At 43.7% G+C, this 16,145-nt stretch carries 14 protein-coding genes and 1 riboswitch; of the genes, 11 read left to right on the top strand and 3 right to left on the bottom strand.

The genetic code is table 11. From position 1 onward, the window contains the following. Window positions 1-426 precede the first annotated feature (426 nt). The 3 genes from KI379_RS05525 (at window position 427) to KI379_RS05535 (ending at window position 3,329) form a co-directional block, all read left to right on the top strand. Entirely contained in the window at window positions 427-717 is a 291-nt protein-coding gene (locus tag KI379_RS05525) for an ArsR/SmtB family transcription factor (protein WP_089546265.1), read from the top strand. A 74-nt stretch (window positions 718-791) separates the two neighbouring features. After that, window positions 792-1,973, top strand: a complete 1,182-nt coding sequence (locus tag KI379_RS05530) for an MFS transporter (protein WP_212983002.1) — start codon at window positions 792-794, stop codon at window positions 1,971-1,973. 15 nt (window positions 1,974-1,988) lie between these two features. Continuing rightward, on the top strand, window positions 1,989-3,329 hold the full coding sequence (locus KI379_RS05535; RefSeq protein ID WP_212984615.1) for an ISL3 family transposase: 1,341 nt from the start codon (window positions 1,989-1,991) through the stop codon (window positions 3,327-3,329). 54 nt (window positions 3,330-3,383) lie between these two features. On the opposite strand, the gene KI379_RS05540 is transcribed toward KI379_RS05535, so the two are convergent. Both KI379_RS05540 and KI379_RS05545 read right to left on the bottom strand, forming a co-directional pair. Then, window positions 3,384-4,757, bottom strand: coding sequence for an MATE family efflux transporter (locus KI379_RS05540; RefSeq protein WP_306433643.1), 1,374 nt, complete (start codon window positions 4,755-4,757; stop codon window positions 3,384-3,386). Window positions 4,758-5,156: 399 nt separating this feature from the next. After that, entirely contained in the window at window positions 5,157-5,486 is a 330-nt protein-coding gene (locus KI379_RS05545; RefSeq protein ID WP_076169054.1) for a metal-sensing transcriptional repressor, read from the bottom strand. Between the two features lie 177 nt (window positions 5,487-5,663). Here KI379_RS05545 and KI379_RS05550 point away from each other — a divergent pair, with 177 nt between their 5' ends. Together KI379_RS05550 and KI379_RS05555 are read left to right on the top strand one after the other, a co-directional pair. After that, the gene (locus KI379_RS05550; protein ID WP_076169052.1) at window positions 5,664-6,230 is read left to right on the top strand and encodes a YdhK family protein; all 567 of its coding nucleotides are present in this window, start codon (window positions 5,664-5,666) and stop codon (window positions 6,228-6,230) included. 474 nt (window positions 6,231-6,704) lie between these two features. Next, window positions 6,705-6,836: riboswitch (cyclic di-AMP (ydaO/yuaA leader) on the top strand. A gap of 4 nt (window positions 6,837-6,840) precedes the next feature. Then, the gene (locus tag KI379_RS05555; RefSeq protein WP_145156482.1) at window positions 6,841-7,311 is read left to right on the top strand and encodes a C40 family peptidase; all 471 of its coding nucleotides are present in this window, start codon (window positions 6,841-6,843) and stop codon (window positions 7,309-7,311) included. 70 nt (window positions 7,312-7,381) lie between these two features. Here the strand turns inward: KI379_RS05555 and KI379_RS05560 are convergent, their stop codons facing one another. After that, window positions 7,382-8,905, bottom strand: a complete 1,524-nt coding sequence (locus tag KI379_RS05560; protein ID WP_212983003.1) for a multicopper oxidase family protein — start codon at window positions 8,903-8,905, stop codon at window positions 7,382-7,384. Window positions 8,906-9,063: 158 nt separating this feature from the next. Between KI379_RS05560 and KI379_RS05565 the strand changes: the two genes are divergently transcribed. From KI379_RS05565 to KI379_RS05590, 6 genes are all read left to right on the top strand, one after another. Then, a complete protein-coding gene (locus KI379_RS05565) occupies window positions 9,064-9,264 on the top strand; it encodes a copper ion binding protein (protein WP_076169045.1) in 201 nt (66 codons plus the stop codon). Window positions 9,265-9,433: 169 nt separating this feature from the next. Then, a complete protein-coding gene (locus KI379_RS05570) occupies window positions 9,434-10,126 on the top strand; it encodes a response regulator transcription factor (protein ID WP_089546267.1) in 693 nt (230 codons plus the stop codon). Continuing rightward, window positions 10,123-11,202: a sensor histidine kinase gene (locus KI379_RS05575; RefSeq protein WP_076169041.1), complete on the top strand. Its 1,080-nt coding sequence runs from the start codon at window positions 10,123-10,125 to the stop codon at window positions 11,200-11,202. The genes KI379_RS05570 and KI379_RS05575 overlap by 4 nt, the downstream gene beginning before the upstream one ends. Window positions 11,203-11,451: 249 nt before the next feature. Beyond that, window positions 11,452-12,897: an MFS transporter gene (locus tag KI379_RS05580; RefSeq protein ID WP_089546268.1), complete on the top strand. Its 1,446-nt coding sequence runs from the start codon at window positions 11,452-11,454 to the stop codon at window positions 12,895-12,897. A gap of 210 nt (window positions 12,898-13,107) precedes the next feature. Further along, on the top strand, window positions 13,108-13,458 hold the full coding sequence (locus tag KI379_RS05585) for a metal-sensitive transcriptional regulator (RefSeq protein ID WP_089546269.1): 351 nt from the start codon (window positions 13,108-13,110) through the stop codon (window positions 13,456-13,458). A gap of 246 nt (window positions 13,459-13,704) precedes the next feature. After that, window positions 13,705-16,140: a heavy metal translocating P-type ATPase gene (locus KI379_RS05590; protein ID WP_089546270.1), complete on the top strand. Its 2,436-nt coding sequence runs from the start codon at window positions 13,705-13,707 to the stop codon at window positions 16,138-16,140. Window positions 16,141-16,145: the final 5 nt, after the last annotated feature.

The following is a 16,145-nucleotide window of genomic DNA, read 5'->3' on the forward strand; positions in this document are numbered from 1 at the left end:
TTTGAACCCAAACCACCTGATTTCTATCGTTGCTGAAACAACGCGAGGGCTTATTGTCGAAAAGAGACCCAATTGGTCTAGTCGAGCTGGGGCCTGATAAATATGCCCGGTTTTGCGCTAATTCTCACTAATACTGAAATATGCATTATATCCGGCGTTTACTAAAGGAGCTCCTCTCATTAATTATGAAAACACACCTTGATGCATCAACATTTTTTCATAATCGATTAGTAATATTTTCACGATTAGTGAGAAAGTGCATGAGTATATATAAATATGCATACAAAGGTAATCGAAAAAACCGCCATTAGGCGGTTCTCCTTCGCAAATATCAGGATTCCAAAAACAACATTTCTTAAAATCGGAGAATATGGTGGTAATTATCTAAAGACTTGATTTGCAGCGGTAAATTAGTACAATGGTTTTATGACAACTCAAAAAGTGATAAATGATGAGCTCAGAGTCAAAATATTTAAGGCGTTAGCTGATGAAACAAGATTGGACATCATTCGAGCTTTATACATCAGCAAGAATGAGATGAATTGTGGAGAGGTCGGCCACATTCGCGATACTACGAAATCAAATACGTCGTATCACTTGCGTACTTTAAAGGAGGCGAAATTGATCAAGGTACGAAAAGAAGCTCAAGCGAAGTATATGAGCATCGATTTGGAGACATTTCAAACTTACTTACCCGGATTTCTGGATACGTTGTAGAAAGAAATTCTCTTTTTTTATTTATTAGTTCAATGATCATTGAACAATAGAACTAACTATAGAGGGTGAATAGAATGATCCAATTAACTACTTTATTTTTCCTCATCATGTTTGTTATCGGTACAGATACGTTTTTGATTTCTCCGCTCATCCCCACGCTTCAGAACTTATTTCATATCCCAACGGAATATTCCGGTTGGATGGTTGGGGCTTATGCTTTAGGTTATGCCATTTTCGCATTAATCGCTGGACCGCTTTCCGATGGATGGGATCGCAAAAAAGTAATGCTTTTTGGCATGGTCTGCTTCTCGGTTTCAACCATATTATGCGGCTTTGCCACAAGTTTTTGGTCGATGTTCGTATTCCGTTTTTTAGCTGGAGTCAGCGCAGCATTTACGGCGCCTCAAGTCTGGGCATCGATTCCTGCTCTGTTTCCAACACCAAAAATAGCCAAAGTATCAGGAATCGTCATGGCAGGCTTAGCTGCTTCCCAAGCGTTCGGCATCCCTATTGGAAGTCTGCTTGCCTCAACCCATTGGTATTATCCTTTCTTTACAATCGGTGCATGTGCACTATTGGTGGCGGTATTCATCTTCTATGCTTTGCCCGAAATGAAACCAAATCATGGCCAACAAACCAAGACCCCGATTTTCAGTAGATACATCCCCTTATTGAACAGCCGAATGGCGAGAAGGGCTTTCCTCGCTCACTTCTTATTTCAGTGTGGATTCTTTGCCGCCTTTTCTTTCATTGGAAAATGGGTGACAGATCGCTTTTATCTTTCAATTGATCAAGCGGGGTACGTGATGTTTTTTCTTGGTCTCGGGAATATAGTCGGAAGCTTCGGCGGTGCCTATGTGATCAAAACGTTTAACCGTTTCAATACGCTAGTTGTGGGCTTTCTTGTCTCTATCGTATGTTTTATTGTTTTGCCTCACTTGTCATCGGTTGCGGCTTTCGAAAGTGTTTACTTTTTCATATTCGTTAACATGGGGATCGCTTTTCCCCTCATATTGGGAATGTTGAATTCATTAAATCCAACCATCCGCGGCACGACTTCCAGCTTGGCCAATTCAATCATGTATGCTGCGACAACGCTCGGGTCTTGGATCGCTGGCCTCATTTACGCGACTTTTAACGGTTTTTCCGCCGTTGGCATGTTTGCGGCTATATGCTTTGCCGGTTCCTTGTTATCTTTCATACTCAGCGGTATTTTGACCAGCCAAGCGAAAACAAAGAAGGAGATTGCATCATAAATGCAAGAAACTCATATGGATATTCTAAATTTTCCGAAATTTAACATCCTGAGTATATGTGAGAATGAGTTTGAATTTCTAATTCAAATGGTGACGAACTCTCCACCTTTGGCTTGCCCTCATTGTGGATGTATAGCCAACCTCTACAAACACGATAGCAGGGAACAGATTTGTATGGACTTGCCTCTTCACGGCAAGCGTGTAAGCCTTCTCATAAAGCGTCAGAGATATTGCTGTAGAGACTGCAATCGAACCTTTTGGGAACACTTAGACCACACCATAGACAAAAAGCGAAACTGCACCAAACGATTATTGTCTTATATAGAGACGCAAAGCATTGAACGTACGTTTGTTAGCATATCCGAGGATGTTGGATTGCATGAAAAAACAATACGCAACATCTTTCGAGATTACATCAACCGTCTTAGAGAAACGCATCGATATGAAACTCCCAATTGGCTTGGGATTGATGAAATTCACATCATTAAACCAAGATGCGTTTTAACCAACATTGAGGAATGTACTTTGTTGGATGTTTTGCCAAATCGTAATAAGGAAACCGTTGCAGATTACCTCTTACGCCTTCCAAATAGAGGACAAATCCGATACGTCACTATGAATATGTGGCAACCGTATAAGGACGCTGTAAGGGATTTATTGCCAAAAGCTCTTATCATCGTAGATAAATTTCACGTTGTCCGTATGGCAAACCATGCGTTAGAAACCATTCGTAAGCAGATCCTTGAAGGATTATCGCCAAAAGAACGCCGCGGGCTGATGCCAGGCCGTTTTATCCTCTTAAAACGGGATATAGAGCTTACAGAGAAGGATCGGATTACGCTAGACCTTTGGAGAAAGAATCATCCGTCTCTCGTCACTGCTTATGACTTAAAGGAATCATATTTGGATATTTGGGAATGTGATAACAGACAAACGGCATTTCTAAAATACAACGAATGGAAAGCTAAAGTACCAACCGAACTGCAATCCGCTTTTGAACCACTGACAAACGCTATGAAGAACTGGGAAGAAGAAATATTCGCTTATTTCGACCATCGCATTCGCATTCCAGATGCTTATACGGAATCTCTAATTAGCCTTATTCGAGTCATTAATCGTTTAAGAAGGGGATACTCTTTTGAGGCCCTAAGCGCCAAGATACTCTTTACAGAGGGACTTAGAAAGCAATGCAAACCAAAGTACCAGAGGCGGATTGGTAGCTACTATCAACGGGAGGAAAACTTCCCGATGTTTAATAAACCAGCTATCGAGGTTGTTCGTGAGCCAGAAGAAATAATCTTCCTTGGAATTGATTTTCCCACCTTAATCGATAAATTGGAGAAGGACGAATTATAAGGTCTCGAACCATTAATATAGATCCTTACAACGAAACGATGGGCAAGTTAAAATTTACAATGAGGCAATGTGCTTATTCTTTTGCTCCATAGAGCCTTTCGTTAACTTACTTCTAAATTGAATAAACAGATAAATAGCACGAACAAAGAGATCAATAGCGATTGAAAGCCAAACTCCGGCAATTCCTAAATTGAAATGTATACTCAAGACATATACCCCAACAACCCTGATTAGCCACATTCCGATAGCTGTGCTGTACATGGGACTCTTGGTATCTCCCGCTCCTTGCAATGCGCCGGCTAGTACCAAACCTATAGCCAAAAAGGGCTGCGCAAAGGCATCGATGCGTAGAGCGGTTGTTACCATACGTATTGCATTGGTTTCATCGGTAAACCAAGTCGCCGCCACAGGAGAGAAAACAAAAAGGAGAATACCCACGAAGGACATAAATATAACGGCAATACCTGTTGTTAAAAGCCCGAATTGGTAAGCATCCTTTCGTCGATTTGCCCCCAAATATTGCCCTACCAAGGTAGTGGCCGCAACAGCCAAGCCATATCCGGGCATGTAAGAGAAGATTTCAATATTTCCAGCAATCGTATGTGCTGCATACACTTCAGTTCCTACACGAACGATGAGTCCGAAATATAGCACTTGTCCAAAGCGCATAATTAATCGTTCTGCAACTGCCGGTGCAGAAAGCTGTAACAAAGGAAGTGTATGATGACCAGCACTCATTTTTAGAGGAAAAGAAAGCTTGGATTTACGGATATACATAAACAATACAACGGAGCCAACTAAACGAACCAGAACGGTAGCCCATGCAGCCCCAGCAATCCCCATCCCTGGCAACCCTGCCAAACCAAAAATTAAAATGTAATCGAGTATTACATGGAGCAGGTTAATCCATAGTCCAACTTTCATTGGCGTTTTCGTATCGCCTGCAGCTCTTAAGATACTTCCAAAAATGGTCATAAGGGATATGAAAATGGAAGGAACAGCGACGATGCGGAAGTAAACAACTCCACTGGCCAACACATTCGGCTCGGCACCCATGATCTGCAGTAAAGGTTGGGCAAAGAAAAACGTAATGACCCCAAAAATAATACCCAGTATGGCGGAAATAAGGCTCGACTGTCTAGCAATGGCCTTTGCTTTATCTAAATCACCTGCACCAACACTTTTGGCGATCAGTGATGAGGTGCCGATACCCATGGCTAAAAATACAGCAAGATAGACAGCTAAAATAGCATTGGTTACGCCAACCGCAGTAACCTCGTTTAATCCCAGTTTCGATACAAATAGTGTATCAACAAAACCAACGATCGTTTGCAATAGATTTTCAATCATTGCAGGTAAACCTAAGGACAAGATGATCTTAATTTTCTCCCTATTGCTCGTGTCTTTAATTTCAATTCCTTTGGACACAATTATCTACCCCCTCTTTATGGAAACTAATGAATGCTTTCGTGAGGCACCCGGTGGTATGATCTACGCTTGATTATATCCCCCTAGGGGGGATGCGATCAAGCGTAAATTCCCTGTAGATTATCTACAGGGAATTTTTACGGGAATAATTTTTTCAGTGGATATTGGCAATCTCAGGGGAGTATTAACTTCCTTTTATAAGATGAAATTCATTTAGTGTCTGCCTTTTGTTTTATGTTCATTTGTCTTACTTATTCGCGATGGGGGGAGTAAGTCTAAGCGTTATTCCTGATTTGATGAAGCGGTATACCATGGTGGCCACAATTAGAGTAAACATTATTCTAAATTGTCTTGGGGATAGAATGATAGTCCGGACAATCCCTTCTTGCTATTCGTGTATTATCTAATAAAGTGATCCAGCGCTTTATTGAGGTCGCGCAGAACTTCCTCTTCATTTCCATGGTATGCGGCTTCAATCACGCAGGTTTCTAAGTGATCTTTCAAAACCACCTTTGCTGTGCTTTCCAATGCTTTTCGAACAGCTGCGATTTGCAGTAAAATCTCGGAACAATCACGTTCATTTGAAGCCATTTCTTTGATGGATCGAACATGTCCCTCGATCCGAGCAAGCCGATTAACGACGGCCTTCATATTTTTATGCGTATGAGAATGTGTATGCGTAACAATGTGAGTGTGCTCCCCACCATTACCATGATCATGTTCAGTCATGTCCCAACCCCCTTCTGCAAATTATAACCCCCATAGGGGGATGACAGCAATAATCGGGGGGTATAAGCTCACGTTTACGAAGGGAAACCTTCACAAGTTCTTCATAAGTTTTGGGTAGAATGTTTGGGAGATGAGGATTCAATCCAAATAGAAATATGCAAAGGTGTGTGACAAACTGTGAAAAAAGTATTCATTTTTATTAGCCTTGCAGCAATCCTGGTGCTAAGTGCGTGTGGGAACAAGGATAACGCAAACAATAATACGAACATGGACATGGGCAGCGACCATTCAAATATGGGGGATATGGGCAGCATGAATCATTCCGGTTCTGGTGAGGTTCCTGCAGGGTTAAAAGAAGCTCAAAATCCCACATATAAAGTTGGAGATGAGGTTGTGATCCATGCCAAGCATATGGAGGGCATGGATGGAGCTAAGGCTAAAGTGGTCGGTGCCTACGACACGGTGGCTTATGCTGTAACGTATACTCCAACCACTGGAGGTGAACCCGTCCCCAATCACAAGTGGATTATCCAGGAGGAAATAAAGGATGCGGGTAGTGAGCCCTTGCAACCTGGAACTAAGGTGACCATGGAGGCTGATCACATGGAAGGTATGAAAGGCGCAGAGGGCACCATTGACTCAGCTGAAAAAACAACGGTGTACATGGTTGACTACACGCCAACTACAGGAGGAAACCCCGTTAAGAATCATCAATGGGTAGTCGAAAGTGAGCTTTCTAAATAGAGTATTTTTTAGCAGGTGAGTGATGCTGCGTGGCACAAGACGGCGAGTTCCTTTCTCCTTATGTATGTTATATGACTGATACTGTAAATATTGGATATGGGCAGCGTTATGACGTGTTATCGACAAGCTCAATGAAGATCATGGTTCGACTGTGTACTGACGGATAAATTAACCGATCTGGCAATGCCAGATCGGTTTTTTGTTTGGCGTCTATATGATGATTTGCCTTAGTTTTTTTGTTGCTCGGAATCAATCCTTTACAAAATTGTTATTTTTTCTTGCTTAACATGTTCCGTTACCAAGATAAGTACCTCGATTTCGGGAATAGTAATCGACAAACTTTACTCAGCTTCGCTGAAACTTCCATAAAATTCAACAAATATCAGTAAAATAGTTACGATTAACGGGAATCTATTAATTAGCCATTGACAAAAAAACTGATTGTATACTACATTATGTAGGGTTACATTTTTTTAATCATTATTGCCGAATTTCTTGATACTGAAAACGGGGGAACCATTTTTGGGTGAAATATTCTCATTGAAGAATAGAGGGAACCTTCTACCGAACCCTTAGCTAACTCCGTAGGCATCGGAAGGAGAACTACATCGTGAAGAAAGTAATACTGTCAATGTTAGGTGCGGCCATTGTTTTTTCAGCAAGTGCAACCAGTTCCTTTGCCAGCTCCGTTAAACTCGAAAGTGAGGTGGATAAGGTCGTAGGCACTCCTTATCAGTGGGGCGGCACATCAGTGGCTGGTTTTGACTGTTCCGGTTTTATTTTATACATATTCGATAAATTCAATTTAGATTTACCCCGCACATCTAAAACACAGGCTCAAGTCGGAACTCCAGTAGATCGTGAAAACCTTAGAGCAGGAGACCTGGTATTCTTTAATACGGACGGTACGGGAATATCCCACGCGGGTATTTATATCGGCAATAATGAGTTTGCACACTCTTCAAGCAGTAAAGGCGTTACCATTAGCAAATTATCGGATTCATATTATAAAAATCGGTATGTTACAGCACGCCGCGTCGTGAGTCAACAAAGTTACCTGAAAATGATCAGTGAAATTTGATCTAGTCGGGATAATCTACCTAAATCAAAAATGAAAGCACCGGCTGAAGTCAGCCGGTGCGTTTTGTTGTTTATTCAGGGACGTTGTTCACATTGGGATCAGGCGTATAATTATTTTGATAATCATCATACATCACATCAGTTACCATTCCAGCGGAGGCGTGGTGTAAATCGTGGCAATGGAACATCCATTCACCAGGGTTGTCAGCTTCAAAAGCAACTTCATACGTTTCGCCAGGTTTGACGTTCAGCGTGTCTTTCATGATCGGAGATCCTTGAACTGGCTTGCCATTCTTGCTCAAGACTTGGAAGAAATGGCCGTGCAGGTGCATCGGGTGATCGTCCATTCTGGATTGATTTACAAAGGTCACCTTTACCTTATCTCCTTTTTTTACTTTGATTGTATCCGTGTCCGGAAAAACCTTTCCATTGATCGTGTAAACCATATCTCCATTTCTCATCTCGGTATTCAGATTCATCGTCACGTCTTCATCAAAGCTTTGATCCAAAGAAAATGCGGTTGCAGACATGGTTCCGTACTTCTCCAAATCAAAATCGGGGAGTTCTTCGAAGGCATCGGAAGGGTCGGGCTTCGCATTAGAACCTTCGTATTGAATCATGGCTTTCATATTTTGTGCTCGATTATCCTTTGCGTGTTCTTCCAGCAACCAATTTCCGGGATGATCTGCGGTAAATTCAATGTCATATCGTTCTCCGGGAGCAATCGAGACGAATTGATCCTTGATCACAGCCGGGTCATTCACGGGCTGCCCGTCGGATGCAACAACCTTAAAGGAATGACCGTGTAAATGCATCCGGTGCGTGATGTAGCCGGCGTTAATCAACCGAAGTTTTACTTTTTCACCCTCTTTAACGGTAAGCTTATCGATCGCATCACCTGTTTTTCCGTTGATCGTATAAAGGTCATACATACTCATATCATGTCCTGCCATATTCATCCCATCGTTATCCATGTCCATATCTCCAGAACTCATCCATTCATCGAGCACAAGTGTGTAATCGCGGTCAGCGGTATCTTGGGGATCTTCGACTACAAGAGAACCATACAAGCCTTTGTCCACTTGATTCACACTGTCTTGATGTGAATGGTACCAATAAGTACCCGGTACGGTAGCTTTAAATTCATAGGTGAAGGTCTTTCCGGGTTCAACAGCATCTTGTGTGACTCCAGGAATTCCGTCCATGTTGTTTGGAACCGGATAGCCGTGCCAATGGATGGAAACAGGCTGCTTGAGTTGATTTTTCAAGTTTACTTTGACTGTATCTCCAACCTTAACCCGGATTTGTGGACCGGGAACCGAGTTATTAAATGTCCATACGGGAATGGTTTTTCCCTTCTCCACTTCGAGATTACTTTCCTGTGCGGTTATGGTGAACTCTTTACCATCCACAACAGGTGTTGCTGTTGTCAGTTTTGCGGATGTAGCGGATTCACTGGAGTTGGAAGTGGGGGTTGAACCCATACTCATTTTTGAATGATCCATGCCGTTCATATTGCTTACTTTCGAGCAGCCAGCCGCAAAAACGGCCACCGAGCTAGCGAGGATTATTGTTCTTAATATCGCTGCTTTCATTTGAAGAACCCCTTTCTAATTCTTTTGATGTAAGTCTCATTCATCATAAAATAAACATGTATAGAAATGATGAAGATGGCTGGGGTAGTATAACTTTAGGCTTGAATATTATACTATAGGGGGGTATACTAATAACAAATCGAGAGGAGGAGTCGAAATTGAAAACCATTACTTTAAACGTAAACGGAATGAGCTGTCAACACTGCGTGAATTCCATTGAAGGAGCTCTTAAGCAAATAGGGGCCGGGGGGAAGGTTAACTTGTCCAATGCTTCTGTTGAAGTTCAATTCGATGAGACCAAACTTACGGAAAGCAAAATTAAAGAGACTATCGAGGACCAGGGTTATGATGTTGTTTAAGAGTGAACCCTTAATATAAGACATTGATGTCGTCAAAATGAAAAAAATCGGGAAGAAGCATAACAGGTCATTTCGTTGTGAGAAATGACCTGTTTGATTATATAGTCTTGCAGAGAACGGAAGTTGAGGCGTAGGAAAAAAAATCCGCCTATACGTTTGGAGGGAATTCATGCGTAGAATTTTAGTTGTTGAAGACGAGGAGAAAATCAGGGAAGTCATCGTCGCTTATTTAAAAAAGGAAGGGTTTGAAGCGCACGAAGCGGCTGGAGGGGAGAGTGCATGGAGTGAATTAGCCAATCAACCTTTTGATTTGGTTTTATTGGATCTTATGCTTCCCGATATGAACGGAGAGGAATTATGCCAGAAGATTCGAACAGCTTATCCCACACCAATTATTATGCTGACAGCTAAATCGTCCGTTTCACATCGTATTCATGGGTTGTCTGTTGGGGCAGACGATTATATGGTGAAGCCTTTCGATCCTCAAGAACTCATAGCCAGAATTCGCACTGTACTGCGGCGAACCAATCAGCAAGAACTTCTGGCCGATCGATTAGAATATGGCGAAGGACGTCTGATGATTGATAGCCATGCCAAACAGGTTTTCGTTCAACATAAACCCATCAGTTTAACCCCATCCGAATATAAATTGCTTCTAGTTATGGCGAGAAACTCGGAGCGTACGTTTTCCCGGGAAGAATTGATTGAACTCGTTATGGGCTTTGAATTTGATGGAGACTCGCGCATTATTGATCAGCATGTCAAAAATTTGCGTCAAAAAATAGAGGAGGACCCCAAGAACCCCTTATTCATCCGGACTGTTTTTGGTGCAGGATACCGCTTTAATGGGGGGAGTTTATGAAACGTACATTATCCTTTCGCTTAAGCACGGTTCTGATTTTATATACCGGCTTTATTTTGGTGATCGCTTCGATTGCTATGATCAATGCAACCCACTACCATTTTCAAATGTATGGACGCGAAATGTCCGAAGCGCAGCATTCAGCTGATTCACTGAATTCTCACTTGGAGCAAGCGATTATACAATCCATTGGCTTAACGATTGGGGGAGCTTTAATCGTCTCATTTGTGTTAAGTGTGTATATCGCCAAACGGATTTCGTCGCCATTAATCAGCATGAAAAATCTTACATTAATCATGGCCCGAGGAAAACGGGATGTGCGTCTCCCGTTGAAGAGTTTGCCCAGAGATGAACTGGAGGAGCTGGCCGCTTCCATCAATCACTTAGCTGAACAGCTGGAGCAGCAAGAAAAATTGAGAATCGCTATGACCGAAAATATTGCACATGAGTTGCGGACACCCTTAACCACATTGAATAGTTACCTCGCGGCTATTCAAGACGGAATATGGGAGCCTACTCCGGAACGGATCCAGTCCAGCCGTGAAGAAATTCACCGTTTGATTCAGCTGGTTCATGATTTGGAAGAGCTTCAAATCGTTAATTCCATCGATTTTCAATTCATGCTTGAGCAAGTCTCCTTAAAGAAGTCTATGGATCAAGTCATGGACCTCATGCGTCCTTCATTTCAACAAAAGGGAGTTAACCTGGAGAAAAAAGATATACCCAATGTTTGCGTAATTGCCGATGAAAGCCGGCTTATTCAAATCTGGACAAACCTGTTGTCTAATGCATTGAAATATACACCTGAAGGCGGTACCGTTGAAGTCAAGGGTACCGTCCGGTTAGGTGTGGTCCAAATTACCGTCTCAGATAATGGCATAGGAATTCCATCAGCGGATCTTCCACATATCTTTGAGCGTTTTTATCGGGTAGATAAATCACGCAGCCGTAAAATGGGTGGCGGTGGGCTTGGATTAGCCATTACCAAAACGTTGGTAGAGCGCCACGGTGGGCAGATATGGGCTGAAAGTGATCATGGTGCACAATTTTACGTACAATTACCGATACAAAGGTGAGGATTATAATGGCTGCAATCCTGACGCTCCTACGGGGGCGTTTTTTATTTTGATAGGAGCCAACTAATAACCCAACATTCGCTGTTTATTTCAAAAAAATAAATCGCTTGACAATATAGGGTAGGGGGCTATACTATATTCACATCAAGCCCGGTAATTTATGGTATTTCACCTCGTTCATCTGACGGCCGTCACGAGCGTGAAAGGGATGAAGGACCGGTTTTATTTCTCTAAAGGAGGATGATAGAAATGACAACTCAGTCTCAAGGTCTTTCCCAGGCTGATCCGAGGCGCTGGATGGCACTCGCATTGTTATGCCTTGCGAATTTTATGGTGATTATGGATACATCAATTATCGGGGTAGCTTTGCCCGCCATTAAAGAAGCGCTGGGGTATTCCCAGGAAAGCTTACAGTGGGTGTTTAATGCATACGTTATTTTCTTTGGCGGCTTTTTATTGCTGGGGGGCCGGTTGTCTGATCTGTTTGGACAAAAACGCATGTTCATGTGGGGTTTTCTTATTCTAACTGCAGCTTCGTTACTTGCAGGGCTAGCATGGAACGACACCGTACTCAACATCGGCCGAGCGCTCCAAGGCTTTGGGTCTGCACTCATTGCACCGTCCGCGTTAACGATCGTTATGATGTTATTTAGCGGAAATCCCAAGGAATTAGGGAAGGCGTTGGGATTCTGGGGGGCATCCGCTGCTGCAGGAGGTTCCGCGGGGGTGTTTCTTGGCGGTGTCATTACCGAATGGTTAAGCTGGGAATGGACATTTCTGATCAACGTCCCTGTCGGAATTCTTGCCCTACTATTGTCTCCCGGGCTTTTAGCAAAAGGAACACGCAGAAAAGGCGGCATTGATATCGTAGGATCCGTATTTGTTACGGCTGCATTAGTTTTAATAGTGTATGGGATTGTCACCGCAGAACATAACGGATGGGGAGCACCTACAACGATATGGACACTGATCTTAGGTTTAGCTCTATTTATCCTCTTCCTCATTGTTCAGGCGGTCAAAAAGGAACCCCTTGTACCTCTTCGAATTTTTAAGGCACCTAATCTAGCAGCAGGTAATATCGCACTGTTAATGTTATCAGGGGGATGGATCCCGCTTTGGTACTTCCTGAATCTATACATGCAGCAGGTTTTGAAATTTTCAGCTTTTACCGGCGGTGTTGCGCTGCTGCCGATGACCATTGTCATCGCCATTTTCATGATTGCGATAACGGGCAAGCTCATCGCCAAGATCGGCGTAAAAGCGAATATCGTAATAGGTTTGACTGCCTTAGGAGGTTCGATGATCCTGTTCTCCACGAACACCCCTGTAGACGGAACCTTCTTAGCGAATGTGCTGCCGGCTTCACTTTTAGGTGCGCTCGGGATGTCTCTGGCTTATATTCCTTCCATGATGTCTGCCATGAACGGAGCTAAACCTGAGGAAGCAGGGCTTGCATCAGGGCTTGCCAATACCAGCTACCAGATTGGTTCAGCGATCAGCTTGGCGATTATGGTTGCCATTGCTGCAACAACGAACTCGGCACAAGCAGGTGGTGATCCAACGGCAGCTCTGAACAGTGGATTTCAAGCTGCATTCTTGTGGTCGGGTATCGTTGCATTTATTGGCGCATTATTGGCATTGATCTTCATTCGTTCACCAAAAAAGGTTGGCTCCGACATCTCTAAATCGATGTAATCTTTTTAACTTCAGTCACCTTGTGGCTGAAGTTTTTTGACTCCGGCTAATTTTAGGTGATTTGGCGGCAGAGACATTAATGGGTGTTACCATCTTGACTTTATAGGGGCGGGGGGTATATATTGAGTGCAAGAGATTAATCATGCCGTGATATATGAAGTAAACCGATACGTTAGTAAGGATCTTTATACAGGAATGGAGGCAGGGACAATGAGTGTTGAACTGGAAACGGTAGAAAGTACTTTAGCAGAAAATGCAGGGTGCTGCTCAAGTGAGGAACCGGGTCGGAAGAGCCATCATTCCGAAAAAGAAAAAACCAATATGATATCCAGGTTGAACCGAATAGAGGGGCAGATCCGGGGGATCAAAGGATTGATCGAAAAAGACACTTACTGCGATGATGTTTTAAACCAGATTGCTTCGGTGCAATCGGCCTTAAATGGGGTAGGTAAGCTATTACTTGAGCATCACATGAAGAGCTGTGTTATCGATCGGATCCAAGAAGGTGACACTGAGGTTTTAGATGAGCTATTGAAAACCATGAATAAGTTAATGAAATAAAGACCTTAATAAAAGGCAGCGATCACGCTGCTTTTTATTTTGAATCATCATATAGGGTACTGGGGTACACAAAAAAATTTAGTAAAAGTGTTGACTAATTATAGGGTAGGGGGGTATACTAATTTCAAGGAAGTTGTTGGAAGGCAAAATAAACACCTTAATATAACAACCCATGAAAAAAAGTAATATCATGCAGGTTTTAAACTGTGAGAATGCATTTGCCATTATCCTTTAGGAGTGATGAACATGGAAGCCGTAGCCGGAAAAGAGAGCAAACAGACAACGCTGCAAATTACAGGAATGACTTGTGCTGCATGCGCCAACCGTATTGAAAAAGGACTGAATAAACTGGAAGGTGTTTCATCAGCCAACGTGAACTTTGCCTTGGAAAAAGCAAGTGTAACGTATGATCCAGGTAAGGTAGGCGTCGATAAGTTGGAGGAAACGATCAAAAAACTGGGGTATGATACGGCGAAAGAAGTCGTTGATTTTAACCTCGAAGGAATGACCTGTGCTGCGTGTGCTAACCGTATTGAAAAAGGCTTGAGCAAACTTCCCGGGGTTACTAACGCATCCGTCAACTTTGCGATGGAAACGGCAAGAGTTGAGTATTCGCCAGCTGATATTACCGTTTCTGATATGCAGAATAAAGTCAAGCAGCTCGGTTATAAAGCGGTAACGAAGCAAGAGAACAAGAAAACGGTCGACCACCGGAAACAAGAAATTAAGCATCAGAAACGATTGCTGCTTTTATCGGCAATCTTGTCCCTTCCGCTGCTGTGGAGTATGGTGGCACACTTTTCGTTCACATCATGGATCTACATGCCAGAAATTTTGATGAACCCGTGGTTTCAGCTCATTTTAGCAACACCGGTCCAATTTTATGTCGGAAAACAATTCTATGTGGGGGCCTATAAGGCACTCCGAAACGGCAGCGCCAATATGGACGTGTTGGTATCGCTAGGGACTTCAGCTGCTTATTTCTACAGTCTGTACCTCACGATTGACTGGTTCACTGCCGGAGCGAACGCCCACCACGGTCCATCATTGTACTATGAAACAAGTGCGATCCTGATCACTTTAGTCATCATGGGTAAGCTGTTCGAATCGCTGGCCAAGGGCCGGACTTCCGAAGCCATCAAGTCCCTGATGGGACTCCAGGCGAAGACGGCATTGGTTGTACGCGATGGTCAGGAAATGACGATTCCGGTCGATGAAGTGATTGTCGGGGATATGGTTCTTGTACGGCCCGGAGACAAAGTTCCGGTTGATGGTGTGGTGCTCGAAGGAACATCCTCCGTGGATGAATCCATGCTAACCGGGGAAAGCTTACCCGTTGAAAAGAATGCCGGTGATGCCGTCATAGGAGCGACCATCAACAAAAATGGCATGCTCCGTATTAAAGCAACCAAAGTCGGCAAGGAAACTGCGCTGGCACAGATTATTAAAGTGGTTGAAGAAGCCCAAGGTTCCAAAGCCCCGATTCAGCGGGTGGCAGACGTGATCTCCGGTATTTTTGTTCCCATTGTGGTAGGTATTGCGGTGGTCGCTTTCCTGGTCTGGTATTTCTTGGTCACACCTGGCGAGTTTGCAGAGGCTTTGGAAAAAGCAATCGCCATCCTGGTTATTGCCTGCCCATGTGCGCTGGGGTTGGCAACTCCAACATCGATTATGGCCGGGTCGGGTCGTGCTGCAGAGCTCGGGATCTTGTTCAAAGGCGGAGAACACCTTGAACAGACTCATAAGATTGACGCCATAATTCTGGATAAAACAGGAACGGTAACGAAAGGTAAACCTGAACTTACGGATGTGCTTACAGAGATGGACGAAGTAGACTTCCTTAGATTTGTCGGCGCTGCGGAGAAAAATTCGGAACACCCTTTGGCCGAAGCGATTGTGACCGGCATTCAGGAGCGCAATATTTCCCTTCCTGGAACAGAAGCTTTTGAAGCTATTCCAGGCTACGGAATCCAGGCTGTCGTCGAAGGAAAAGAACTGCTGATCGGTACTAGAAGATTGATGGAAAAGTACGATGTAGACGCTATGCATGCCTACGAAACGATGTCCAGACTCGAAGAAACAGGAAAAACAGCTATGCTCGTAGTGATCGATAAGCAATATGCCGGCATGGTTGCGGTGGCGGATACCATTAAAGAGACTTCTAAAGAAGCTGTCCAGCGCTTAAAAGGAATGGGCATTCAGGTGATCATGATCACGGGTGATAATGAGCGTACAGCCAAAGCGATCGCTGCCCAGGTTGGCATTGATCATGTACGTGCAGAAGTGTTGCCCGAAGGGAAAGCAGAAGAAGTTAAAGCCCTGCAGGCCCAAGGAAAAACCGTAGCCATGGTGGGTGATGGCATTAACGATGCTCCGGCATTAGCCACAGCCGATATAGGAATGGCTATTGGGACAGGAACGGATGTTGCCATGGAGGCGGCCGATGTGACCTTGATGCGTGGCGATCTGACGAGTATCCCGGACGCCATCTATATGAGCCGTAAAACGATGAGTAATATTCGCCAGAATTTATTCTGGGCGCTTGGTTATAACACTCTAGGCATTCCGATCGCAGCCATCGGTCTGCTGGCACCTTGGGTAGCAGGAGCAGCGATGGCTCTGAGCTCCGTATCCGTTGTACTGAACGCACTTCGGCTGCAGCGTGTAAAAGTACGCAGCTAACGATT

Origin of the sequence: Paenibacillus cineris (assembly GCF_018333335.1) — a bacterium.
Classification (GTDB): domain Bacteria; phylum Bacillota; class Bacilli; order Paenibacillales; family Paenibacillaceae; genus Paenibacillus_AQ; species Paenibacillus_AQ favisporus.